This is a genomic window from Sulfitobacter sp. SBS6 (assembly GCF_048285585.1).
In the GTDB taxonomy this organism is placed as follows: domain Bacteria; phylum Pseudomonadota; class Alphaproteobacteria; order Rhodobacterales; family Rhodobacteraceae; genus Sulfitobacter; species Sulfitobacter pontiacus.
The window spans coordinates 224,848-249,663 of sequence record NZ_JBLWBA010000006.1 but is presented as its reverse complement, the minus strand read 5'-3'; the positions used below and the strand labels follow the sequence as shown (position 1 = coordinate 249,663).

The 24,816-nt window shown below is 60.7% G+C and carries 20 protein-coding genes; 15 read left to right on the top strand and 5 right to left on the bottom strand.

The genetic code is table 11. From position 1 onward, the window contains the following. Positions 1–249: 249 nt before the first annotated feature. Together ACNQ62_RS10050 and ACNQ62_RS10045 are read left to right on the top strand one after the other, a co-directional pair. On the top strand, positions 250–573 hold the full coding sequence (locus ACNQ62_RS10050; protein WP_005854231.1) for a 2Fe-2S iron-sulfur cluster-binding protein: 324 nt from the start codon (positions 250–252) through the stop codon (positions 571–573). After that, on the top strand, positions 573–1,325 hold the full coding sequence (locus tag ACNQ62_RS10045; protein WP_184581735.1) for an FG-GAP repeat domain-containing protein: 753 nt from the start codon (positions 573–575) through the stop codon (positions 1,323–1,325). Before ACNQ62_RS10050 ends, ACNQ62_RS10045 begins: the two co-directional genes overlap by 1 nt. Before the next feature lie 86 nt (positions 1,326–1,411). On the opposite strand, the gene purD is transcribed toward ACNQ62_RS10045, so the two are convergent. Then, positions 1,412–2,677: a phosphoribosylamine--glycine ligase gene (gene purD, locus ACNQ62_RS10040; RefSeq protein ID WP_132997351.1), complete on the bottom strand. Its 1,266-nt coding sequence runs from the start codon at positions 2,675–2,677 to the stop codon at positions 1,412–1,414. 84 nt (positions 2,678–2,761) lie between these two features. Here purD and xseA point away from each other — a divergent pair, with 84 nt between their 5' ends. After that, positions 2,762–4,297, top strand: a complete 1,536-nt coding sequence (gene xseA, locus ACNQ62_RS10035; RefSeq protein ID WP_418094812.1) for an exodeoxyribonuclease VII large subunit — start codon at positions 2,762–2,764, stop codon at positions 4,295–4,297. A 3-nt stretch (positions 4,298–4,300) separates the two neighbouring features. On the opposite strand, the gene ACNQ62_RS10030 is transcribed toward xseA, so the two are convergent. Together ACNQ62_RS10030 and ACNQ62_RS10025 are read right to left on the bottom strand one after the other, a co-directional pair. Further along, positions 4,301–4,696, bottom strand: coding sequence for a hypothetical protein (locus ACNQ62_RS10030; RefSeq protein WP_418094811.1), 396 nt, complete (start codon positions 4,694–4,696; stop codon positions 4,301–4,303). A gap of 32 nt (positions 4,697–4,728) precedes the next feature. Continuing rightward, a complete protein-coding gene (locus tag ACNQ62_RS10025) occupies positions 4,729–5,742 on the bottom strand; it encodes an alkane 1-monooxygenase (RefSeq protein ID WP_418094810.1) in 1,014 nt (337 codons plus the stop codon). Between the two features lie 170 nt (positions 5,743–5,912). Here ACNQ62_RS10025 and ACNQ62_RS10020 point away from each other — a divergent pair, with 170 nt between their 5' ends. Next, complete coding sequence (locus ACNQ62_RS10020; protein ID WP_418094809.1) at positions 5,913–7,625, top strand: NAD(P)H-dependent oxidoreductase subunit E; 1,713 nt, start codon at positions 5,913–5,915, stop codon at positions 7,623–7,625. A 30-nt stretch (positions 7,626–7,655) separates the two neighbouring features. On the opposite strand, the gene ACNQ62_RS10015 is transcribed toward ACNQ62_RS10020, so the two are convergent. Continuing rightward, a complete protein-coding gene (locus ACNQ62_RS10015) occupies positions 7,656–8,507 on the bottom strand; it encodes a lytic transglycosylase domain-containing protein (RefSeq protein WP_418095010.1) in 852 nt (283 codons plus the stop codon). Positions 8,508–8,651: 144 nt separating this feature from the next. Here ACNQ62_RS10015 and ftsY point away from each other — a divergent pair, with 144 nt between their 5' ends. The 7 genes from ftsY (at position 8,652) to ACNQ62_RS09980 (ending at position 16,047) form a co-directional block, all read left to right on the top strand. After that, complete coding sequence (ftsY, locus tag ACNQ62_RS10010) at positions 8,652–9,848, top strand: signal recognition particle-docking protein FtsY (protein ID WP_418094808.1); 1,197 nt, start codon at positions 8,652–8,654, stop codon at positions 9,846–9,848. A 22-nt stretch (positions 9,849–9,870) separates the two neighbouring features. Then, positions 9,871–10,773: a DMT family transporter gene (locus ACNQ62_RS10005; RefSeq protein ID WP_005854206.1), complete on the top strand. Its 903-nt coding sequence runs from the start codon at positions 9,871–9,873 to the stop codon at positions 10,771–10,773. Positions 10,774–10,785: 12 nt separating this feature from the next. Then, entirely contained in the window at positions 10,786–11,391 is a 606-nt protein-coding gene (locus ACNQ62_RS10000) for an inner membrane-spanning protein YciB (RefSeq protein WP_418094807.1), read from the top strand. 263 nt (positions 11,392–11,654) lie between these two features. Beyond that, positions 11,655–12,839, top strand: coding sequence for an aminotransferase class V-fold PLP-dependent enzyme (locus tag ACNQ62_RS09995; protein ID WP_074634519.1), 1,185 nt, complete (start codon positions 11,655–11,657; stop codon positions 12,837–12,839). Between the two features lie 93 nt (positions 12,840–12,932). Continuing rightward, complete coding sequence (gene folE2 / locus ACNQ62_RS09990; RefSeq protein ID WP_418094806.1) at positions 12,933–14,021, top strand: GTP cyclohydrolase FolE2; 1,089 nt, start codon at positions 12,933–12,935, stop codon at positions 14,019–14,021. 227 nt (positions 14,022–14,248) lie between these two features. Then, entirely contained in the window at positions 14,249–14,485 is a 237-nt protein-coding gene (locus ACNQ62_RS09985) for a hypothetical protein (protein WP_005854202.1), read from the top strand. Positions 14,486–14,598: 113 nt separating this feature from the next. Continuing rightward, complete coding sequence (locus ACNQ62_RS09980; RefSeq protein ID WP_037945061.1) at positions 14,599–16,047, top strand: TrkH family potassium uptake protein; 1,449 nt, start codon at positions 14,599–14,601, stop codon at positions 16,045–16,047. Positions 16,048–16,318: 271 nt separating this feature from the next. On the opposite strand, the gene ACNQ62_RS09975 is transcribed toward ACNQ62_RS09980, so the two are convergent. Then, a complete protein-coding gene (locus tag ACNQ62_RS09975) occupies positions 16,319–18,148 on the bottom strand; it encodes a serine protease (RefSeq protein WP_418094805.1) in 1,830 nt (609 codons plus the stop codon). A gap of 157 nt (positions 18,149–18,305) precedes the next feature. On the opposite strand from ACNQ62_RS09975, the gene ACNQ62_RS09970 reads away from it, so the two are divergent. The 4 genes from ACNQ62_RS09970 (at position 18,306) to ACNQ62_RS09955 (ending at position 24,809) form a co-directional block, all read left to right on the top strand. After that, positions 18,306–19,244 carry a glycine--tRNA ligase subunit alpha gene (locus ACNQ62_RS09970; RefSeq protein ID WP_005854198.1) on the top strand — a complete coding sequence of 313 codons (939 nt, stop codon included), beginning with the start codon at positions 18,306–18,308 and terminating at the stop codon, positions 19,242–19,244. Further along, positions 19,241–19,762: a DUF6446 family protein gene (locus ACNQ62_RS09965; protein ID WP_064215613.1), complete on the top strand. Its 522-nt coding sequence runs from the start codon at positions 19,241–19,243 to the stop codon at positions 19,760–19,762. The genes ACNQ62_RS09970 and ACNQ62_RS09965 overlap by 4 nt, the downstream gene beginning before the upstream one ends. 98 nt (positions 19,763–19,860) lie before the next feature. After that, complete coding sequence (glyS, locus tag ACNQ62_RS09960) at positions 19,861–22,182, top strand: glycine--tRNA ligase subunit beta (protein WP_418094804.1); 2,322 nt, start codon at positions 19,861–19,863, stop codon at positions 22,180–22,182. 104 nt (positions 22,183–22,286) lie between these two features. After that, positions 22,287–24,809 carry a putative PEP-binding protein gene (locus tag ACNQ62_RS09955; RefSeq protein ID WP_418095009.1) on the top strand — a complete coding sequence of 841 codons (2,523 nt, stop codon included), beginning with the start codon at positions 22,287–22,289 and terminating at the stop codon, positions 24,807–24,809. Positions 24,810–24,816: the final 7 nt, after the last annotated feature.

The window sequence follows — 24,816 nt, the reverse complement described above, 5'->3', positions numbered from 1 at the left end:
GAGCGAGACGAGAACCGTAAATGCGCAGGCAAATTGAACTAAATGTGATCGGGAGAAATACTGCACAGCCGGGCCTTGCGGGTCAAAGGGTCCGTCGCAGGCTAGCGGCTTTTCGCAGCAATGCCTAGATCATAGGCCCATAGGGATGTGAATAATGCCATCCCCCTGCCTGAGCCGTGAAAAGGGGCTGGCGAAGCCGCGGGCTGCTGTTTACATATGTCGAAATTCTAAATTCGAAGGGGCATTCAGATGGCCAAGATCACTTATGTAGAACACAATGGCACCGAACATGTCGTCGATGTGGCCAATGGCCTGACCGTCATGGAAGGGGCCCGTGACAATAACATCCCCGGGATCGAGGCCGACTGCGGCGGTGCCTGCGCATGCTCCACCTGCCACGTCTATGTGGATCCCGACTGGGTCGAAAAAGTGCCCGCCAAGGACGACATGGAAGAAGATATGCTCGACTTCGCGTTCGAGCCCGATCCCGCCACGTCCCGCCTGACCTGCCAGATCAAGGTCACAGACGCGCTGGACGGCCTGCGCGTGAAAATGCCCGAAAAGCAAATCTGATGCGACGGCTGGCGCGACATATCTCGTCGCGCCTTTTGCCGATCGTTGCGGCATGCGTGATCAATGCGCTGCCCGCTTCAGCGCAAGACATCGCCCGCGCTAGCTTTGGTGATCCGACCACACGCTATGATCACGGCGTATTGGGCGATGCGGTCGAATGGGGCAGCCTCACGCTGGGGTTGGCTGACGGCACCAGCCGCCGCATAATTTTGCCCCAAGCCCTTGTATTCGAAGACACATCGCCCCGGATTGCGGATCTGGATGGTGATGGCCGACCCGAAGTGATCGTGGTTGAAAGCCATCAGTCCAAAGGCGCGCGGCTTGCGGTCTATGGCGCGTCCGGGCGCATCGCGCAGACGCCTTTTATAGGGCGGAAAAACCGCTGGCTTGCCCCGATTGGTGCCGCGGATTTCACCGGCAATGGGCGGCTCGAGATCGCGATCGTCGTCACTCCGCATCTGTCCGGTTCGGTGCAGCTGCTCGCTTACGATAACAGCGGCCTCACCGTCATTGCTACGGCAGAGGGGTTCACCAACCACCGCATCGGTGATCCGGAAATCGCGGGGGGTATCCGCACATGCGGCCCACACCCCGAATTGATCCTTGCGCAGATGCCGTGGCAGCGCAGTGCGCCATCGCAAATGGTGGCCCTTCAGCTTGACGGCAAAACACTAAGCCCGCGAAGCTTCGACGTGCCCTTCACCGCCAGCAATACCGCCGCCGCCCAAGCGTGTACGCTCAGCCCAAACTAAGCACAGACCTGCTTCCAAATGGTTAAAATCCTGGGGGTCCGGGGGCGAGCCCCCGGTCGGTCTCGTCAAACCAGCAGGCCGCGCCCTCAGGACAGCGCACGCCAGCCGATATCGCGGCGGTAGAACCCGCCCGGCCAGTCAATCGCCTCGACCATCTCATAGGCGCGTGCCTGTGCCTCGGCCAGGGTGTCGCCGCGTGCCGTGACGTTCAGAACCCGCCCGCCGATGGCCGTTATGGCTCCGTCTTTCTTGGCGGTGCCCGCATGGAACACCATGTTGCGGCTGTCTTCGGGGAGGGCATCCAACCCTTTGATAACGCTGCCCTTGTCATAGATTCCGGGATAGCCTTGCGCGGCCATAACGACGGTGACAGCGTGATCGTCGGCCCAGTTCACGCGGGCCTCGTTCAGGCGCCCTTCCGCGGCGGCATGCATCAGGTCAAAAGCCTGCGCGCCAAGGCGCATCATCAGCACCTGACACTCAGGGTCGCCAAAGCGGGCGTTGTATTCGACCAGACGGGGGGCACCGTCCTTGATCATCAAACCGGCATAAAGCACCCCTTGGTAAGGCGTGCCGCGCTTGGCCATTTCGGCCATGGTCGGGCGGATGATTTCTGCCAACGCACGTTCGGCGATCTCGTCGGTCAGCACCGGCGCGGGCGAATAGGCCCCCATGCCGCCGGTGTTGGGGCCGGTATCGCCGTCGCCGACGCGTTTGTGGTCTTGGGCGGTGCCGATCGGCAGTACGGTGTCACCGTCACACAAAACAAAGAAGGACGCTTCCTCTCCGTCCATAAACTCTTCGATCACCACCTCTGCGCCCGCGTCGCCGAAGGCACCGTCGAACATCGTATCGACGGCGGCCAGCGCCTCGGCATCGGTTTCGGCGATGATCACGCCTTTGCCCGCTGCAAGGCCGTCGGCTTTGATCACGATCGGGGCAGGGTGGTCGGCCAGATAGGCCCGCGCAGCCTCTGCGTCGGTGAAATGCCCATAGGCGGCAGTGGGGGCGTTTGCGGCGTCGCAAATCTCTTTCGTAAAGGCTTTGGAGGCTTCCAGCGCCGCGGCCGCTTTTGACGGGCCAAACACCAATACGCCGGCAGCGCGCAGATCATCGCCAACGCCTGCGGCAAGGGGGGCTTCTGGCCCGATGATGACGAAATCGATGTTGTTTTCATCGACAAAACCGACCACCGCCGCCCCGTCGTTGATGTCGAAACTGGCGCAATCCGCGATGGCGGCGATTCCGGCATTGCCCGGTGCCACGATCAGCTTGTCGCATTTAGGATTTTGCAATACGGCCCAGGCCAGGCTGTGTTCGCGCCCGCCGCTGCCCAGAATGAGGATGTTCATGGTTGCACTCCCTTGGCCTTGGTTGCTGCGCGTTCTAAGCTGGGACTGAGCCCGACACAAGATAAACACGGAAAGACACCGCTGATGGATCTGATCGACGACCCGCGCGAGGGGCAGAACAGCCCCGAATTCACCGTGACCGAGCTTTCGGGCGCGATCAAACGGGTGATCGAGGGCGAATTTGGCCATGTGCGGATTCGCGGCGAGGTGGGGCGTGTCAGCCGGCCACGTTCAGGGCATATCTATCTGGATCTCAAGGACGACAGTTCGGTTATTTCCGGTGTGATCTGGAAAGGCGTGTCAGCACGGCTTGAAACCCAACCCGAAGAGGGGATGGAGGTGATTGCCACGGGGCGCATCACCACCTTTGGCGGGCAGTCGAAATACCAGATCGTGATCGAGGATATCAAACCCGCGGGCATGGGCGCGCTGATGGCGTTGCTGGAAAAACGCAAGGCGGCGCTGGCGGCCGAGGGGCTGTTTGCCCCTGAACGCAAACGCCCGCTGCCCTACCTGCCAGAGGTGATCGGCGTCGTGACCTCGCCCTCGGGGGCGGTGATCCGCGATATCCTGCACCGTCTGCGCGACCGGTTTCCGCGCAAGGTGTTGATCTGGCCCGTCGCCGTACAGGGGGCGAAATGCGCGCCAGAAGTCGCGCGCGCCATTGCGGGGTTCAACGCGCTGACCCCGGGCGGCGCCTTGCCGCGGCCTGATCTGTTGATTGTGGCGCGCGGCGGCGGTTCGGTCGAGGATCTATGGGGGTTCAACGAAGAGATCGTCGCTCGGGCAGCCGCAGCATCCGACATTCCGCTGATTTCGGCGGTGGGGCATGAAACCGATACCACGCTGATCGACTATGTCTCTGACAAGCGCGCGCCCACACCGACGGCGGCAGCCGAGCTTGCGGTGCCTGTGCGCCATGAACTTGTGGCCCTGCTTGATGGGCAGGAGGCACGGATGACCCAAGCGCTCAGCCAGGGCCTTGCGCGCCGTGACCAGCGGTTGCGCGACATGGCGCGCGCGTTGCCTCGGCCCGACAGCCTGCTTGATGGTCCGCGCCAGCGGCTCGATATGCGCGGTGCCCGTCTGGGTCCGGCGCTGACCGCGGGTGTGCAGAAACGCAAGGTGCATCTCTCTGACATCTCTGGCGCGTTGCGCCCTGCCAGCCTGCGCCGCAGCCTTCAGGCAGAGCAACGCAGGCTGGCCGCCCTGGCCGATCGCTTCCGCCCCGAGGCATTGGGCCGCGAGCAAAAGCGCCGTCTTGAGGGGTTGATCGCCCGTTTCCGCCCCGACGCGTTAGAGCAGGACCGCAAGCGGAAAGAGGAAGCCTTTCAATCGCTTGCGCGGCGACTTTCAGATGCCGGGCAACGGCAGACCCAAGGCTGGCACAAACAGATTTCAGGGCTTGACCGACTGCATGAAATGTTGAGCTATAAATCGACGTTGGCACGGGGCTACGCCGTGGTACGCGGCGACGGGGGCGTGGTGACAACCAAGCAGGCGGCGCAGGATGCCTCGGCGCTCGAGATTGAATTTATCGACGGCAAAATGAAGATCGGCGGCGGGGCGGCCCCCAAAAAGACCCCCAAGAAAGCGCCCGAACAAGGCAGTCTCTTCTAGGTCTTAGACCCCTACCTTCGGGCCGAGGCAGGTGAAATCCTGACCGCTGTTTTGCGCCTCGTAAAGCTCGGTGGTGGTCGGGGCGTTTTCGAACTGCGCGATCAACCCGGACGACCCTTCGCGAAAGCGCCAACACTGGGGTGTCGGGTTCTCGTCATAGGTAAAGCAAATCTTTCCCGCATCTTCATACCAACTACCTGACTTGCATTCACCGTCCAGAAAGGACCACTCGACGCGCCGGTTGCTCAGATACCGCTCCGCACCGTAGGTCTCTCCGTTTTGGGCGTAGAACAGGGTTTTGCCCCGTGTATAGGCGTCAAATTCTGCCGCCGACATCATGGATTGCGCGGCCAAAGGGGAGGCCTGTGTCAGGGCGAGGATCAGGGCAAGCTGTTTCATAGCCGCAGCGTGCCAGAAACCCGAGGCGTGATCTAGTCTTGATCGCGAACCGGCTGCCAACGCGCAACACGGCGGTCCATCACCCGACGCCACAGCGGTGGGACCAGCGCCAGCACTGCCATCACCGGAAGGGATCGCGGCAGCATCGGCATGGTGCCAGGTGTCAGCCTTAGCGCCGGAAACGCGCGCGAGGGGCGCATGTGATGGTCCGAATGGCGCGGCGCATTCAGCATCATCGCCGAGGAATACCACGCAGGCGCATTCCAACTATGCTGCGGGCCCACGGGCTCGGGCTTGCCATTTTCAGATGTTTTGCGGCGCAGGCCGTAGTGTTGCACATAATCGGACAGCAACAGCTGCATTTGCGCATAGGCCGCCAGCGCCAGCATCGCAACGACCCCGCGCGCTCCGGCCACTGCAAAGCTGGCGGCGAGGGTGATCAACGCACCGGTGACATAGGTGACATAAGGGTGCGAGAACAGATGCCGTTTTCCACGCCGCTGTCGCGTATCAGCCCGCAGCCCGGCCATAAACTCGCCTTTTAGGGCGCGCAGGGCATAGGTATAGAAGCCTTCGCCCAATCTGGCCGAATTCGGATCATGCTCCGTTGCGACGTAGATGTGATGCACGCGCAGGTGGGCCGATACGTGATGCCCGTGCAAAAGGCTGCAATAAATCGCGGTGCCGATCCGTCGGGGCCATTTCGATGCGGCATGGATCAGCTCATGCGCGTTGGAGTTCGAGATCTGGCCAAGAAACAGACCAAGCCCGATATAAATCAACAGCTTGTCGGTCACGTTCAACGTGTCGCTTGCGCCTAGTGCCCAGACCCCAAGCGGTAAAAGCATGAAATGCACAGCGCCCAGTGTCAGGCTTAGGGCACGACCCGAAGAGTTTCGCACTGGCAGCCGGCGAGATAGCCTATCAAGGCAAAACACGACCACAGTCATCGACAGCAGCGCGATCAAGGGCCAGGGGCCGCCGCGTAGACAGGCGAGAAACAGACATATCGCTGGGGTCAGGCTGGCGATGCTGTACCAGAACATAGGGCGGCTCCGCTGGGGATGCGTGTTTCTTATACGCGAAATGGCGCGTGAAAAAGGGCCTAGGTCGCCGCAGCTACCGCGTAAAGTGCTGCGGATTGGTCGCTTTTACTCTGCGCAAGCTGATGCGGCTTTGATAGCGTGATGCGAAAGCGATACAAAAGGGCAGCCCGATGGCGTTGGATAATCACGATACCTCAGATGCAAACGCACCGCGCAAAGGTGTGTGGAAATCCGGCAAGGGTAAGGGGCGCAGCCATACCAAGGGTCGCCAGCTGCAAGAGGACGCGTGGGATGAGGTGCGCGCCCTATTGGCGGATAAACCGCGACGCGCCGATCTGCTGATTGAGCATTTGCATCTTATTCAAGATAAATTCGGGCATCTTTCTGCGGCGCACCTGCGCGCTTTGGCTGAAGAAATGCGCATGAGCATGGCCGAAGTTTACGAAGTCGCAACGTTCTATGCCCATTTTGACGTGGTGAAAGAGGGGGAAACACCACCGCCCGCGCTGACCATACGGATTTGCGATTCTCTGTCCTGCGAATTAGCCGGTGCGCAGGCGTTGAAAACCGCACTGGAAGACGGGTTGGACGCGTCAGAGGTGCGTGTCGTGCGTGCGCCTTGTATGGGGCGTTGTGATACGGCACCGGCGCTTGAGATCGGGCATAACTTTGTCGACCACGCAACGCTGGAAAAGGTGAAGCAGGTCATCGCGGCAGGCGATACCCATGTGCATATGCCCGATTACGAAGCCTTCGACGCCTATGTCGCTGACGGGGGGTATGAGGTGCTCACGAAACTGCGCCGTGACGGCGATTGGGAGGACGTGCAGCAAAACCTGCTCGACGCTGGTTTGCGGGGTCTTGGCGGCGCTGGTTTCCCGTCGGGTAAGAAATGGGGGTTCGTGCGGGATAATGCGGGCCCGCGCTATATGGCGGTCAACGGCGATGAGGGGGAGCCCGGCACCTTCAAGGATCGCTGGTCCCTGGAACGCGTACCACATCTTTTCCTGGAGGGGATGCTGATCGCCGCCTGGGCCGTAGAGGCAGAGAAAGTGTTCTTGTACATGCGGGACGAATACCCGCAGGTGCTCGCGCTCCTTCGGACTGAGATTGCGGCGCTCGAGGCTGCAGGCATTGTTCCCGCAGGATACATTGATCTGCGGCGCGGTGCGGGGGCTTATATCTGCGGTGAAGAATCCGCGATGATTGAAAGCATCGAGGGTAAGCGAGGGCTCCCACGGCACCGTCCCCCCTATGTGGCACAGGTGGGTATCTTTGGTTGCCCCACCTTGGTGCATAACGTTGAAACCCTGCATTGGGTGGCGCGCGTCTGCCGCGAAGGGCCCGAGGTGCTGAGCAGCACGGAAAAGAACGGGCGCAAGGGCCTGCGCAGCTATTCGGTATCCGGGCGCGTCGCCAAACCCGGGATGTATGAACTGCCTGCGGGATCCACGATCACCGATGTCATCGAGGCTGCGGGTGGCATGGCCGACGGGCACCGGTTCAAAGCCTATCAACCGGGTGGGCCATCCTCGGGGCTGCTGCCCGCCGCGATGGATGACATACCACTCGACTTTGATACGTTGCAGCCGCACGGGTCTTTCATCGGCTCTGCCGCTGTGGTGGTGCTGTCGGACCAAGACAGCGCCAAGGCCGCAGCGTTGAATATGCTACGTTTTTTTGAGGATGAAAGCTGCGGGCAATGCACCCCCTGTCGCGTGGGCTGCGAAAAGGCCGTCAAGCTGATGCAGGCGGACCGCTGGGATAAATCCCTGCTGGAAGAGCTCTCGACCGCTATGGTCGATGCCTCTATCTGCGGGCTGGGGCAGGCAGCGCCGAACCCGATCCGCCTGGTGATCAAACACTTCGCGGACGAGGTTTAGAACGGGATAGCCACCGCGCCAGAGGGGGAATTAGTTCTGCACCACCAAACAGGTGCACCCGGTCGTGCGCATCCTATCACACAGGCGCTGGGCGTCGGTGCGGGTGTTGCTGCCGTATTGTCCAAAGTAGAATCCCTTGCGGCGCGACACGCGGTTTTTCTTGAACAGGAAATCCAGACGCCGTCCTTTTACCGCGCTGCGACAGCTTGCTGTCTGGGCATTGGCTTTATCCCGCGCGCGGTCCTTGCTGGTCCCGAAGGATACCTGAACACCCCAGGGTTTAATCACCGGGGCAGGGGGTGTCACCTTTAGGGCGGTCAGCCGGCGATTGCGCGCCATCTCGTAGCAGGCGGGCAGGAAAGCTTGCGTTTTTGATAGCCGGAAATCGGGCGTTTTGGGCGGGGCATCGCGCCATTGCTCTGCGTCCAGACCGGTGATGATGGGGACATAGGCGACCGTCTCGGGGGCGAGCCCCTTGCCGTCCAGAAACCCCTCTGCACGTCGCTCGCCGCCATTGTAACCGATCGCGGCCAGCCCTTCGTTCCCGTATTTTTGCGTCATTTCAGCAAGATACTGGGCAGAGTGTTCCAATGCATCAGCTGGATTATACGGGTCTTTCAGCCCGCGCCGCGCGGCGGTGGAGGGGATAAACTGCGCAATGCCGCGCGCATTGGCATGGCTCAACGCGTTTTGGTCAAACCGGCTTTCTTGCCAGATCAGCCGCGCGAAAAATCCGCTGTCTAGCCCGTGCCGCTCGGAAAAGACCTTGATCGCGTTGCACGTGTCATACACGAAATGCGCAGGGCGGATGCAGTGGGCATGGCCCCATTTGGTGCTGGAACAGTAGCGCTGGTCCGGCTCGGCCTGCGCCGCCCCTGCCATCAGTATCACCCAGAGCACCCATAAAAACCGCATGCAGACTTGGTGCGCGACGGGCCCCTTGCTGTCAATTGCTCTTGTCGCCCTTCCATCCCGCGGGTCGAGCCTATAGATCATAGAAAACGCCTGACAATTCGGAGAGCGCGCTTGGCCTTTTTTCAAAAGCTGAAATCCAAAATGTTCAAATCCTCGTCCAAGATCGACGAGGGGCTTGAGGCGATTGTCGAAGATGGCGGGGCGACGGATACCCCTGAAACGGTGGATGAAGTTCCTGTCGATCAGGTGATGGATGCGCCGCAGGCCGCGGCCCAAGCCTTGCCCGAAGCGGTGGACGATGAACCCGCACCGATGCCCGCGGATGAAGAGGATACGCCCGCGCCCGTGCCGCTGCGCGAGACGATGACCCCCGTGGCCCCAGATCCGGTGCCCGCACCCCCCGAGCCTGCACCGGCCAAGCCCGGTCTGATGGGCCGCTTGATGGGACGCAGCGCCGCGGCCCCTGTTGTGCGGCGTGTGCTGGATGACGAGATGCTCGAACAGCTCGAAGAGCTGCTGATCTCGACCGATATGGGCGTGGATACGGCCCTGCGCGTCACCGCGAATATGGCCGAGGGGCGCTTTGGCAAGCGTCTGTCTGTGGACGAGATCAAGCGCCTCATGGCGACAGAGGTCGCGCGGATCATGGACCCGATTGCCAAGCCTTTGCCGATCTATGCCAAGACACCGCAGGTGGTGCTTGTGGTGGGGGTGAACGGGTCGGGCAAGACGACCACAATCGGCAAGCTGGCCAGCCAGTTCAAAGCCGCAGGCAAGAACGTCGTGATCGCCGCCGGTGACACATTTCGCGCCGCCGCTGTTGAACAATTGCAGGTCTGGGGCGACCGTGCCGACGTGCCGGTACTGACCGCAGGGCAGGGGTCGGACCCGGCGAGCCTTGCGTTTGACGCGATGACACAGGCGGAGCGTGACGGCGCTGATCTGCTGCTGATTGACACGGCCGGACGGTTGCAGAACCGGGGCGACCTGATGGAAGAACTGGCCAAGATCGTGCGCGTTATTCGCAAGAAAGACCCAAGCGCGCCGCATAACACACTGTTGGTGCTGGATGCGACGACAGGGCAGAATGCGCTCAACCAAGTGAAGGTTTTTCAGGAAATTTCAGATGTTTCCGGTCTGGTCATGACCAAGCTGGACGGCACGGCCAAGGGCGGTGTGCTGGTGGCGCTTGCGGATAAGTTCGGGCTGCCGATCCATGCCATCGGCGTGGGCGAACAGATCGACGATCTGCAGCCCTTTGACCCGCAGGAGTTTGCGGATGCCTTGATGGGGCTGGACCCGCAGTGACGCAGCATAAAGGTTCGGCGACATGACCGAATGGATCAGCCAAATTGAAGGCACCGCAGCGGGGCACCAAGCGGCGCTTTGGCTTGCGCTGGCCGCGGCTTTTCTGCACGCCGTTTTTGGCGCGCTTCAGAAAGGGCGGCATGATCCGTGGTTGACCCGCGGGGCGATCGACTTTTCCTATTGCCTAATGGCAGCCCCCTTTGCACTGTTTGTCGTTCCATGGCCCGAGCCCCATATGTGGGTCATTTTTGCCGGGGCTTGGGCGATCCATATTGTGTACAAGCTGTTACAGGCCTGGGCCTACACCAAGGGGGCCTATACGGTCGTCTACCCTGTGGTGCGCGGCACGGGGCCCTTGTTCACCGTGATCGGCGCCTACCTCATTTTTGGAGAGAGCTTTTCGGGCGTGCAATGGTTGGGCGTTGCGGTGCTGGTGGCCGGCATCTTCGGGCTGGCGCTGTATAACTTTGTCTACCTCGTGTCCGAACGCGATACGCTGAACGCGGCCCTTGGGCTGGCGGTGCTGACGGGGCTTTTCGTGGCGCTTTATACCACGTTCGACGCCTATGGCATCCGCGCGACGGACAACCCGTTTACCTTTCTGGCGTGGTTTTTCATGATCGACGGGCTGGTCATGCCCGTGATCGCCGCGCGCCGCTGGCTGCGGATGGAGGATCGCCCCGAGCTTGGCCCGTTGATGACCCGCGGCGTGGCGGGTGGCTTTGTCGCCTTTTTCAGCTTTGGCTCGATCATGCTGGCGACCCGTCTGGACAAAGTGGGCGAGGCCGCCGTGCTGCGTGAAACCTCGACCGTGTTTGCGGCGCTGATCGGATGGTTGGTGCTGAAAGAAACCGTAGGCCCGCGCCGTATTGCCCTGATGGCGCTGATCGCGCTTGGCGCGGTGATCGTCGAAATGGGCGGATAACTGGAGAGCAAGATGAGCACGACACGCGAGATAAACCCTTTCGTCAAATCGGCGCTGGAATACGGGCCGGTGCTGATATTCTTTGTCGCCTATCTGCGCTTCAAGGACGAGACCTTCACCCTTTGGGGCACCGACTACAGCGGCTTTATCGTGGTCACGGCGGCCTTTGTACCGCTGTTGATCCTGTCGACGGGCACGCTGTGGGCGCTGACGGGCAAGATCAGCCGCATGCAGGTTGCCACAGTCATTCTGGTGACATTGTTCGGGGGCCTGTCGGTTTGGCTGAATGACGAGAGGTTCTTTAAAATGAAGCCGACCGCCATCTACCTTTTGTTTGCAGTGCTGCTGGCGATCGGTCTGGCACGGGGGCAATCCTATCTCAAGTTCGTGATGGAAGAGATGATGCCTCTGAATGACGCCGGCTGGATGATCCTGACCAAGCGGCTGATGCTGTGCTTTTTCGGTCTGGCGCTCGCGAACGAGCTGATCTGGCGCTTTGCCAGCACTGAGACTTGGGTGTATTTCAAGACATTCGGGCTGACGGCGGCGGTGTTTGTGTTTTTCATGACGCAAGGGCGGCTGTTCCAGACCTATGGTTTGGAAAAAGACGAAAACTAGGACGGGGGCCAGCCCCCGCTGCCCCGTATGGGGCAGCACCCCCGGGATTTACGGCCATTTGGAAGGCGGCTTGCTGTTATAGTTGACGCGAGCGGGCGAGGGGCGTAGCAGATGACACGTGGCGATTTGATACCGGATTGCGGGCCACGGGCAGAGAGACCTGCCAAATTCCGCTAAAAGGTCAGGATGAAAGCCCCCTTTCGCTTGACCGCGTCTGGGGTTTTTTTACGCCCGCTGCACGGCGGGACAGGAAGGATGAGAGAATGAGCGTTGATTGGAAACCACGGACCAAGGCTGTTCACAGTGGCACCCGCCGCAGCCAGTATAACGAAGTGTCCGAGGCCGTGTTCCTGACACAGGGTTTTGTCTATGACAGCGCCGAACAGGCCGAGGCGCGGTTCCAGTCGCTGGGGGATGACGAGTTTATCTATGCCCGCTATGGCAACCCCACGGTGCGCATGTTCGAGGACCGGATCTCGGGCCTTTTGGGGTATGAGGATTGTTTCGCCTGTACCTCTGGTATGGCGGCGGTCAGCGGCGCGCTGACATCGCTGCTGAAAGCAGGCGATCACGTGGTCGCCGCGCGCGCGCTTTTCGGGTCGTGCCTCTATGTGCTGGAGGATATCCTGGCGCGTTTCGGGGTCGAAGTGACCTTGATCGACGGCACGGATAACGCGGCGTGGGATGCGGCCATTCGCCCTGACACGACCATGGTCTTCTTCGAGAGCATTTCGAACCCCACCCTGGAAGTCGTTGACATGCGCCATGTGGTGAAAGCGGCCCATGCCGTCGGCGCGCTGGTGCTGGCGGATGACGCGATGGCGACGCCGGTATTTTCCTATGCCAAGGAATGTGGTGCGGATATCGCCATTATCTCGACCACGAAACATGTGGACGGGCAGGGGCGTATGCTGGGCGGTGCAATTTGCGGCCCCAAAGAGCTGATCCGCGGACCCATCGAAGCCTATATGAAACACACCGGCGGCGCGATGAACCCGTTTACCGCTTGGACCCACCTCAAGGCGCTTGAAACCATCGACCTGCGTGTGCGTGCCCAAGCGGATGCCGCCTATAAGATCGCAGATGCGCTGAACGGGCACCCCAAGCTGAGCGCTGTGCGCTATCCGACACATCCCAGCCATCCGCAGCACGCGCTCGCCACGTCTCATGCGCCGTCGGCGGGGACTGTCTTGGCGGTAGAGGTCAAGGGCGGCAAGGACGCGTGTTTTGCATTCCTTAATGCGCTCGAGATTATCACCATCTCGAACAACTTCGCCGATGCGAAATCCATTGCGACCCATCCGGCGACCACCACGCACCAGCGTTTGCCGGATGACCAGAAGGCCACGCTGGGGATCAGCCCCGGCCTTGTGCGCTTGTCTGCGGGGCTTGAGGATGTGGATGATCTGATCGCCGATATCCGTCAGGCGCTGGACACATTGAAGTGATCACTTGGGGGCTTTGCCTGCTTGGCTGGACGGAGCATTGGTAAAGCCCCCGATATCGCCTATATAGGGGGCAACTTGCGAAAGGGCCTTGCTATGAATATCGCCGCGACAGTGATACCGGACCGTGATGACGCGGTTGCGGCACTTGATACGTTGCGGGCCTGGGCGCGCAAGGCCAGCACCGCCGAGATTGAGGCGCTGGACCCGTCGCTGGCCCGTCTGCTGCAAAGCGCCGAAAGCTACCCGCAGTTCAGCCGCGATTACCCCAGTGATTTTGCCGTGGGTGACAATTACAAGGCCACGCTGCCCGATCTGCAAAACGGACCGTCGAGCCTGATCCGTGGTGCGAAACAGCAGATCCAGCATGTGGGGATATCGAACTTTCGGTTGCCCATGCAGTTTCACACCCGCGAGGGCAGCGATCTGACGCTCGAGACATCGGTCACCGGATCGGTCAGCCTTGAGGCAGATAAAAAGGGCATCAACATGTCCCGCATCATGCGCAGTTTCTATAAACATGCGGATGAGGTGTTCAGCTTTGAGGTGATGGAAGCTGCGCTGGATGATTATAAGTCCGACCTCGAAAGCTATGATGCCCGCATCCAGATGCGGTTTTCTTTTCCGGTGCAGATTGATAGCCTGCGGTCGGGCCTGTCGGGCTACCAGTATTACGACATTGCGCTTGAGCTGGTCGAGGCCGAAGGCGCGCGCAAGAAGATCATCCACCTTGATTACGTCTATTCCTCTACCTGTCCCTGTTCGCTGGAGCTGTCCGAGCATGCCCGTGCGACACGGGGGCAGCTTGCCACGCCGCATTCACAACGCTCTGTCGCGCGGATCTCGGTCGAGGTGAACTGCGAGGAAAGCTGCCTGTGGTTCGAAGACCTGATCGACGCGGCGCGGCGCGCGGTGCCGACAGAAACGCAGGTGATGGTCAAACGCGAGGACGAACAGGCGTTTGCCGAGCTGAACGCCGCTAACCCGATCTTTGTCGAAGACGCGGCGCGGCTGTTCTGCGAGCAGTTGCAAGCCGAACCGCGGGTGCGTGATTTTCGCGTTGTAGCCAGCCACCAAGAAAGCCTGCACAGTCATGATGCGATCTCTGTTCTGACGCAGGGCGATACCTTTGCGGCTCAAAGCATCGACCCCAGACTGTTCAGCACGCTGTTTCACGTCGGCTGATGTTCGCACGGTTTTAGGGCAGTTACTCTGACATGTTTTCATTCTGCGTATTTATTGCGCGGAGGTTTGTGGTGCTTGCTTGAAACATGCACAAAGCCATGCTGCGATGCGGCATCTTCGGGATGCTGCTATGCAGAAACGTCGGTTCTCATTGGGGATTGCTTCGTTATATTAAGATGCAGAACAAGGTAACCGGCAGAAATGCCAAGATAAATCGAGAGTTTATTATGGCTTACAACAGCACAATTTCGCAAAGCAACGTCCCCACCATCAAAGCCCCCTTCGCCGTCATCGGCGGGTTTTTTGCTGCCATCTGGAACGGTTTGATCGCAGCGGGTGCGAATTCGGGCCGGATGCGTCAGGTGACATTCCTGCAGTCCAAGACCGACGAAGAGCTGGCCGCGATGGGTATCAAACGTGATGACATCGTGCACCATGTTTTCCGCGACACATATTACGTCTGATCGGTTCACAGGTTGATTATTGACGGCCCGGGTGTGTCTTGCCCGGGCCGTTTTGCGTTTTACCGCAGGGCGCGTCCTTGACACCGGCGCGCCGCCGCGCCAACGCTGCGCAGATGTTGGATTTGCGCCCAGTTGGATATGTCATCGGCCTTTTGGTGTCGGTGCTTGGCATCGCGATGATCGTGCCAATGTTGGTCGATATTGCCGAAGGGCGCGGCCATTGGCCCGTCTTCGTCGAGGCCGGGCTGATCACCATGCTGGGGGGCAGCATGATCGCGCTGGCCTGTGCCAACGGGGTCAGGGAAGGGCTGACGATCCAGCAGACCTTTTTGCTGACGACGGCCGTGTGGCTGATGCTGCCGTTGTTCGGCGCGCTGCCGTTCATGCTGGGCGCGACAGAGGCGCGTTTCGTCGATGCGGTGTTCGAGGCCATGTCGGGCATGACCACCACCGGATCAACGGTGTTTTCCGGTCTTGATGATCTGCCCAAGGGGCTGTTGTTGTGGCGCGCGATCCTGCAGTGGCTGGGCGGCATCGGTATCATTGTTGTGGCGATGGTGTTCCTGCCCGAACTGCGCGTCGGTGGTATGCAGATTTTCAAGTCGGAAGCCTTTGATACCTTTGGTAAAATCCTCCCGCGGGCCGGGCAGATCGCCAGCCAGATCTCGGTCATCTATGTCTGGCTGACCTTCGCCTGCGCGCTGACCTATCTGACCTTGGGAATGAACGTCTTTGACGCGACGGTCCACGCGCTGACCACCGTGTCTACGGGCGGGTTTTCAAATTATGACGCCTCTTTCGGTACCTTTAGCGGCAATGCGGAATATGCGGCGTCGATCTTCATGGTGCTCGCGGCGCTGCCTTTCGTGCGCTATGTGCAACTGCTGAACGGCAACCCTTTGGCCCTGCATCGTGATCCGCAGGTAAAGGGTTTCTTGCTGACGATTGCGGTGCTGGTGGGGCTGATCTTTATCTCTATCCAGTCGGTCTTTCCGCATCATTGGGAGCAATCCCTGCGCGAGGCGCTGTTCAACATCACTTCAATCATTTCGGGCACGGGCTTTGCCTCGGTCGATTATATGACCTGGGGGCCGTTTCCCGTGGCGCTGTTTTTCTTTACGGGGCTGATTGGCGGCTGCGCGGGGTCCACCGCCTGTTCGATCAAGATCTTCCGCTATCAGCTGTTGTTCGCATCCATCCGTGCGCAGTTGCAGCGAATCCGGTCACCCCACGGCATCTTTACCCCGCGCTATGACGGTCGCCCGATCAGCGGCGATGTCATGATCTCGGTCATGTCGTTTTTCATGTTCTTCACGCTGACTTTAGGGCTGGTGGCCGTGGCGCTCAGCATGACGGGGCTGGATTTCGTGACCTCGATCTCGGGGGCGGGGGCGGCCTTGGGGAACATCGGGCCGGGTCTGGGCAAGATCATCGGGCCGGCGGGCAATTTCAGCACCCTTAACGACACAGCCAAATGGATCCTGACCGCCGCAATGCTGGTCGGGCGGCTGGAGCTTATGGCGGTATACGTCATTCTGACATTCAAATTCTGGAGAGCATAATGAGCGCAGTACAAACCCGTCCTTTGGGGGCACAGATTTCTCATATGCTCAAGACTAGGGCTGCTTCGGAATTGCCGCTGCGCACAGCCCTATGCTGAGGCACCGAAATCGCTGGAGGAGTTGCCAGAGGTCTTGGCGCAAGCCTTCAAGGCCGACCGCCCGACGTTGATCTATCTGACACCCCAGACCGCAGTCTGATCAAGGGCGCTGCCCGAAGCGGTTCAAACGACTGACCCCGATCCCCCGTTAAACGGGAGATCGGGGGTTTTCTTTATTCCCAACAGCTGACCAGTACGGTCATGCCCTTGGCTTTTTCACGCAGGTCCTGCGGCTTGATCGTGGTGCTGCTGGCCGTGGTATCCACGGTGACACCGGCCTTTTGCGCGAGCTCTGCGATGACCTTGGATTCAACCGCAAACGCGACATCTTCGGGCAATTCGCGTGCGCCATTGGCACGGGGCAGCAACATGCCCAAGACCCGCCCGTCACGATCCAGAATCGGGCCACCCGCGTCACCGCTGCGGGCTTCTAGCGCGAGGCGGGCGATGTTCTCTTCGCCTTGCAGCCCACGCACATCGGCCAGCGTGCCATAGGTCACCGTCGCTGATCCAAGCACGCCCTCATAGGGGAAACCCGCAACCGCGATTTCGGATTGCAAACGGGGGGGCACGGTGTTGAACGCCGCCACATCCAGGGGCGAAAGCGCTGCGCGGGGTTTCAGCAGGCTGATCCCGCTGGCCGCATCGTCAACAACCACATCAAGCTCTGTCTCGTCGTCCAGCGTCAGCCGACCACAGCTTTGCACCCCCTCGGATGTGGTGGCAACAGTACCGCGCCCATCAATGAAGAAGCCCGAGCGCGAGATTTTCGGCGACCGGATTTGCAGACCTGACACCAGATCGACAGCCTGACGGTCGCCCCCCCCCGCTGCGGCATCCAGCGTACCGGGCAGGCGGGTGAAGGATTTCGTCATCTCGGCAATCACGCGGCGGCGGCGGTCTTCGTCCCCGGCGGGCCAGATGAGGGTGAAGCCCTTGATCTCGCCATTCTGCAGCGACACCTGCGTCTGGCTAACGATGCGGCCGTTCTCGCCGATCAGCTCGAAACTGTCGGACTTCCGCTCGCGCGGGCCTTCTTCGGGGACGATTTCAAGGGTCTGCATGATGTCATACAGGCCGAAAAGCGTATCCTGATCGCCCGCCTGACTGATCAGCAGAACCCGCGCGTCGATGTCGCCGGTGCCATTGTAATGGGCGAAGGGGGGCTCGAACCGGTCAAACCCCACGATCTTGGTCGGCATCACCATCTCGATCCCGGCGTCGGCGTTGCGCACGACCTGCAGGCCCAGACCTTCGAGCACGGCGTTATATTGTTTCAGAAGGGCGGCGCGCTGCAGCGTTGTCAGCACGCCGGTGGCCTCATAGCCGTTGGCCCCTTGCCAATCGGCCATAGATCCCCGCGTACCCCGCCCGAAGGCACCGTCGATAGAGGCATTGTAAAACCCGGCCCACTTCAGCGCGACCTGCAGCTGTTCGCGCGCCTCGCGGTCAAGCTCTCGTTCGCTGGCGCGCGCTTCGGCCAGGGTTTCGTCACGTGGTGGTTCTGGCAGGACGGGGACTTGCGTGGTTTCTGCCTCTACGGTGGCGGTGTTCTCTTGCTCCAGCGCTTCGCTGGCGGGGGGCAGGGTGGTTTGCGTGATCTCACTGTCTGTCTGCGTATCGGTGGGGGATGCAGGGTCAACCGGTGCGATCAGCGGAATGTTCAGGACGTTCGCGCCCACGGGCCAGAACTGCTGCTGGAACCGTTCAGAAAGCTGGATAAAGCTGTCGCGCGGAATCACCCCGTCCCGGCGGTAGCGGCGCAACAACAGCTCTGCGTCATCACGGCGATAGGGGCCGACCGCGATTCCATACCAGCTGCCGCCCAAGGCAAAGCCGTTCACATCCTCAAGATTGGCGCTATAGGCACGTGCGCGATCTGTCGCCGCGGCCAGATTGGGCTGGGCTTCAACCTGTATCCAAACCACATCATCGGCAGACTGTGCAAAGGCAAACGGGGCAATAAACAAGGCGGCGATCAGGGCCGCAAACAGTCGCGTCATAGGTATGGGTGCTCTCAAGGATTTAAACTTGCAGTAGATAAGCAGGAACCTGTGCAAAATACCATGCTTGAGACAGCGCAAATCATCACAAAGCTGCCAATTGACCCTACCGCAACAGCACCTTAGGAAAGGCGCGCAGCAGCAAAGGCAAAATCTTATGTCCGACCCGGTCCAGCGCCCCCGTTCATTTCAGGAAATCATCCTCGCCCTACAGTCCTATTGGGCACGTCAGGGCTGTGCGGTCCTGCAGCCCTATGACATGGAAGTCGGTGCGGGTACGTTCCACCCGGCAACGACCCTGCGCGCGCTTGGCACCAACCCTTGGGCCGCCGCCTATGTGCAGCCCTCGCGCCGCCCGACCGACGGGCGCTATGGGGAAAACCCCAACCGTTTGCAGCATTACTACCAGTTTCAGGCACTGATCAAACCCAGCCCGCCCAACCTGCAAGAGCTCTACCTCGGATCGCTTGAGGCGATCGGGATCGATATGGCACTGCATGACATCCGCTTTGTCGAGGATGACTGGGAAAGCCCCACTTTGGGCGCATGGGGACTGGGCTGGGAAGTCTGGTGTGACGGCATGGAAGTGTCGCAGTTTACCTATTTCCAGCAGGTCGGCGGCCATGATTGCCACCCTGTATCGGGCGAGCTGACCTACGGGCTCGAGCGTTTGGCGATGTATGTTCTGGGCGTCGATCACGTGATGGACATGCCCTTTAACAGCCCCGACGCGCCGATCCCGCTGACCTATGGTGATGTGTTCAAACAGACCGAGGAAGAATACGCCCGCTGGAACTTTGATGTCGCCAATACCGACGTGCTGCTGGACCACTTTGTCGAGGCCGAGAACGAGTGCAAGGCGATCCTTGCGCAAGACGCCGTGGACCCTAAGACCGGCAAGCGCATCGTGATGGCGCACCCCGCCTATGACCAATGCATCAAGGCAAGCCACATCTTCAACCTGCTGGACGCACGCGGTGTCATCTCGGTGACAGAGCGTCAGGCCTATATCGGGCGGGTGCGCACCCTGGCCAAAGCCTGCGCTGACGCCTTTGTTCAGACACGGGCCGGCGGTTGGTCGGAAAACGCGGCATGAACGGTAAAATTGTAGGAGGCGTCATCTTGGTTGCAGCAGCCATTGCGGGTCTCGCGCTTTATTATCTACAGGTCTACGGCTATTATCACGAGGCACCGGCACCGGATGAGGGCGTCTCGCTGGTGTCGATCTCCAGCAATGCGTCCGAGCCGATCCTGACCGACAATTTCCGCGCCATCGACGCCGACAGCTCGCCCATCCGCTACCGCGCATGTTTCGACACCTCGCTCAGCCTCGCCATGCTGTCCGAAACCTATGTCGTCAGCGACGAGGTCACGCCGCGCAATGCACCGGGCTGGTTCGACTGTTTCGACGCCAAAGCCATCGCAGAAGAGATCGAGGCAGGTACGGCGCTGACCTTTCTGGGGCAGAAGAACGTTCATTTCGGCGTTGACCGTATCGTTGCGATCACTTCGGACGGGCGCGGCTATGTCTGGCACGAGCTGAACGATTGTGGCGACAAAGCCTATGATGGCACCGTGGTGGGCGAAGCCTGCCCGGAACGCCCCGCCGACTGATCCGCCCCGGATCGACCGGCCCTTTGACATAAGCGCTGTTTGCGCGACACATATTTAACCGCACCCAAGCGACACGCGGCCCCGAAAGGTACGAACCCATGCCCGACCTCCTGATAGAGCTTTTCTCGGAAGAAATTCCCGCCCGCATGCAAGCGCGCGCGGCGGATGATCTAAAGAAACTGGTGACGAACGGTCTGGTGGATGCGGGGCTGACCTATGCCTCTGCCGCGGCCTTTTCGACGCCGCGTCGTCTGACCCTGACGATCGAGGGGATGCTGGACGCCAGCCCGTCGCTGGTCGAGGAACGCAAAGGCCCCAAGGCCGACGCGCCGGAAAAAGCCATCGAAGGGTTTCTGCGTGGCGCAGGGCTGACCCGCGACCAGTTGGAAGAACGCGACACGCCCAAGGGCAAGATCCTGTTTGCCATGATCAACAAGCCGGGCCGCCCCGCAGCCGAGATCGTGGCAGAAGTGCTGGAAACCACCATTCGCAACTTCCCATGGCCCAAATCCATGCGGTGGGGCAGTGGCAGCTTGCGGTGGGTGCGCCCGCTGCATTCGATCCTGTGCATCCTGTCGGCCGAGGATGGCGCGCAGACTGTGCCCTTGACCATCGACGGGATCACCGCAGGCGACACCACGCGCGGGCACCGCTTTCTGGCCCCCGATACAATCACCGTCAGCAGCTTTGACGACTACAGCGCCAAGCTGAAACGCGCCTTTGTCGTGCTCGACCCGGCAGAGCGGCGCGATACGATCTGGAACGACGCGACCAATATGGCCTTTGCCAATGGGCTTGAGGTGGTCGAGGATGCGGGCCTGCTGGCCGAGGTCGCAGGGCTGGTGGAATATCCCGTCGTGCTGATGGGGCAGATTGGCGATGATTTCCTTGGTCTGCCGCCCGAGGTGCTGCAAACCTCGATGAAAGAGCACCAGAAGTTCTTTTCCGTGCGCAACCCCAAGACGGGCCGCATCGAGCGCTTTGTCACCGTCGCCAACCGCACCACCGCCGACGATGGCGCGACCATTCTGGCGGGCAATGAAAAAGTGCTCTCTGCGCGCCTGTCGGACGCTAAATTCTTCTGGGAAAACGATCTGCGCATCGCGCAATCGGAGGCCGGGATGCAGACCTGGGTGGACCGCCTGTCCAACGTGACCTTCCACAACAAGCTGGGCACACAGGCAGAGCTGATCTCGCGCATGGAGGCACTGGCTGGGGAACTCGCCCCGATGGTCGGGGCCGACGCAAAAGAGGCCCGCGCCGCCGCCCGTTTCGCGAAGGCCGATCTGTCGTCCGAAATGGTCTATGAATTCCCAGAACTTCAGGGCCTTATGGGCAGCTACTATGCCAAAGCCGCCGGCAAGTCCGAGGCCATTGCCGCCGCCGCCCAAGACCACTATGCGCCGCTGGGGCCATCCGACGACGTGCCAACCGCGCCAGTGTCTATCGCCGTGGCGCTGGCAGAGAAAATCGACAAGCTGACCGGCTTCTGGGCGATCGACGAAAAGCCGACCGGAAGCAAAGACCCGTTTGCGCTGCGTCGCGCGGCCTTGGGCGTTATTCGGATTTTGGTTGAGAATGATGTGTCGCTTGAAATTGGAGACTTGCTCGTATCGAGTTTGCTGAATTTGGCGACGCAAAAATCAGAGAAATTGGCTGCCTTTTATCAGGCCGGAAATCCGCAGGAACCTACAGATTCTGTTTTCCTCAATTTTTACAACGCTCAAGATGCAGAGTTTGATGGGCGTAGCAAAGTTAAGGAGAAATTTTCCGCAGGGCTTCTGTATTTTGCAGATCGTTCTTTTCAAATTACTGACTATCCTGAAGAGGCCCATCTATTCGCAGTTAGCGACGATGAAACTTTAGCAACTAACCTCCTCGCCTTCCTCCATGACCGCCTGAAGGTCTACCTCAAAGACCAAGGCGTCCGTCATGACATCATCGACGCCTGCATCAGTTCTTCTGATGGCGCACCTGCTGGTGCGATGGACGGCAACGACGACCTGACCCTGCTTGTCAAACGCGCCAAGGCCCTGAGCGAGACACTGAAAACCGACGATGGGGAAAACCTGATCCAGGGGTTCAAGCGCGCCAACAATATTCTCAGCCAAGCCGAGGACGCGGATGGGGTGGAATACTCCTTCGGGGCGGACATCAAGTTTGCCGAGACCGAAGAAGAGCGCGCGTTGTTTGCCGCCCTTGATACCGCAGAGGCGCAGATCAAACCGGCGATGGAGGCACAGGATTTCGGCACAGCCATGTCCGCGATGGCGTCCTTGCGCGGCCCGATTGATGCGTTCTTTGATGCGGTGCAGGTGAACTCTGATAACGCGACGGTCCGGCGCAACCGGTTGAACCTGCTCAGCCGTATCCGCACGATCTGTAGCTCGGTCGCGGATCTGACGAAAATCGACGGGTAACGCAGCAGACCCGACACGTGGGCAAGGCGATCACGCCTTGCCACACCACGGCGAAAGCCTATGCTGCGCAGGAACCAAAAGGTGCCGCAGTGCAGAAAACCGCCATGACAACCCTTGTGACCCAAACCGCCCCCATCGCGAATGATACGCATGGGGGGCGTGCGAAATGTCTGCAACGTCTGGTCCGTCTTGATCTGCCGGTGCCGCGCACCGTGGCGCTGCCCTTTGATGTCGTGCTCGAGATTGCGCAGGGGCAGATCCCCGATCTGCAAGCGGTCGCTGATGAATTCCCCCAAGACGCGCTGCTATGCGTGCGCCCCTCTAGCCAGGATCCGGATTGGGGCGGGCCGGGGGCGGTGATGAACATCGGCATGAACGATGACCGCTATGCCGATTATTGCGAACGCATGGGCGAGGGGCCCGCATCGGCGCTTTATACCCGTTTCGTGCAATCCTATGCCGTCAATGTGGCGCGGCTGGACCCCGATATGTTCGACGAAGTCGAAGGCGACGGGCGCGAGGCGCTGCTGCAATCCTTACGCGCCTACGAGCTTGAGACCGAAGAAAGCTTCCCCCAGGACCGTGTGACCCAGTTGACCGCCGTGCTCAGTTCCATGGCGCGGGCGTGGGAGGGCACCTCGGCGCGGCTGTTGCGCCAGGCCAAGGGGGCGCCTGCGGATGCCGGGCTGGGCCTGATCGTGCAGCAGATGGTTTTCGGTGTGGGCACCGGGATTTGCGGATCTGGCGTGTTGCAACTGGTGGACAGCACCACCGGCCTGCCACAGATCACCGGGCGGTACCTGAGCCAGTCGCAGGGGCGCGACGCCTTGCAGGACACGGCCGATGCGCTTTACCTGACGCGCGATCCACGCGGGCCGTCGCTTGAGGAACACGCTCCCGAAGCTTTCGAGATGCTCAAACAGCACGCGGCGCTGATGCGGGTGCGGCTGCGCGCCGAGATGCAGGTGGAGTTCGTCATCTCTGACGGAGAGTTGTTTATCCTTGACGGCGTGCGCGTGTCGCGGTCGTCGCGGGCGGCGGTGCGGATCGCAGTGGCGCTGGCGGACGAAGGGATCATCCCCCGCGAAGAGGCGCTGATGCGTGTCCAGCCCCGCACCCTGACAGAGCTGTTGCACCGGCAGGTTGACCCCCGGGTGAAACGCGATGTGATCGGGCGCGGCATTGCCGCCAGCCCCGGTGCCGCCACCGGCCGGATCGTGTTCAACGCGAATGATGCGCAAGCCAGTGCCGCACGGGGCGAGAAATGTATTCTGGTGCGCCGCGAAACCTCGCCCGAGGATATTCGCGGGATGCATGCCGCCCAAGCCGTGCTGACCGAACGCGGTGGCATCACCAGCCACGCCGCGGTGATTGGGCGGGGCATGGGCTTGCCCTGCGTCGTCGGTGCCTCGTCAATGCGTTTCGATCTCGTCAAGGGGGTGATCACGGCCCCTGACGGGCGGATGTTCAAGGCAGGCGATGAAATCACCCTCGACGGCACCTCGGGAGAGGTGCTGTGCGGGGCCGCGGATATGCTTGAGCCGCTGCTGGACGCGACCTTCCAAAAGCTCATGTCCTGGGCGGAAGACGCTGCCGACATCGGGATACGTGCCAACGCCGACACCCCGGCCGACGCGCAAACCGCGCGCAATTTCGACGCGCAGGGGATCGGGTTGTGCCGGACAGAGCATATGTTCTTTGACCCCAGCCGCCTGACCGTGATGCGCGAGATGATCTTTGCCGATACCAGCGAAGGCCGCCGCGCCGTGCTAGAACGCTTGTTGCCAATGCAACGCGATGATTTCATCCAGCTTTTCCGCATCATGCAGGGTCAGCCGGTGTGCATCCGTCTGTTCGATCCGCCCTTGCACGAATTCCTGCCCTCGACCCGCACCGGTCAACGCGATCTGGCCGAGGCGCTGGATTTGCCGCTGTCCAACGTGACCCGCCGGATCGAGGCGATGACCGAATATAACCCGATGCTCGGCCTGCGCGGCGTGCGTCTTGGCGTGACGGTGCCCGAAATCTACGAGATGCAGGCCCGTGCGATCTTCGAGGCTACGATCGAAGCCAGCCGCGATGGCGACCCCGTGGTGCCCGAGATCATGATCCCGCTTGTTTCGGCCAAACGCGAGGTTGAACTGATCAAAGCCAGCGTCGACAAGATCGCAACGGCGGTGAAATCCGAACGCGGCGCGAGCTTTACCTACCGTTTGGGCGTGATGGTCGAAACACCCCGTGCCGCCCTGCGCGCCGGAGAGATTTCGCCCCATTGTTCCTTCCTCAGTTTCGGGACAAACGACCTGACGCAGATGACCTATGGGTTGAGCCGTGATGACGCGGGACGGTTCATGTCGACCTACGTGCAGCAGGGCGTTTTCCCCGAAGATCCGTTCCATATGCTGGACCGTGACGGCGTCGGAGAGCTGCTTCAGCTTGGTGCCGCACGGGGGCGGGAAGCACAACCTGGGATTACCTTGTCGATCTGCGGAGAGCACGGCGGCAACCCCGAATCGATTGCTTTTTGCCGTGCAGCGGGTTTTGACTACGTTTCTTGCTCACCTTTCCGTGTTCCAGTCGCCAGATTGGCGGCGGCACAGCTCGCAATCGCGGACAAGATCGGGTAGTTTTGCG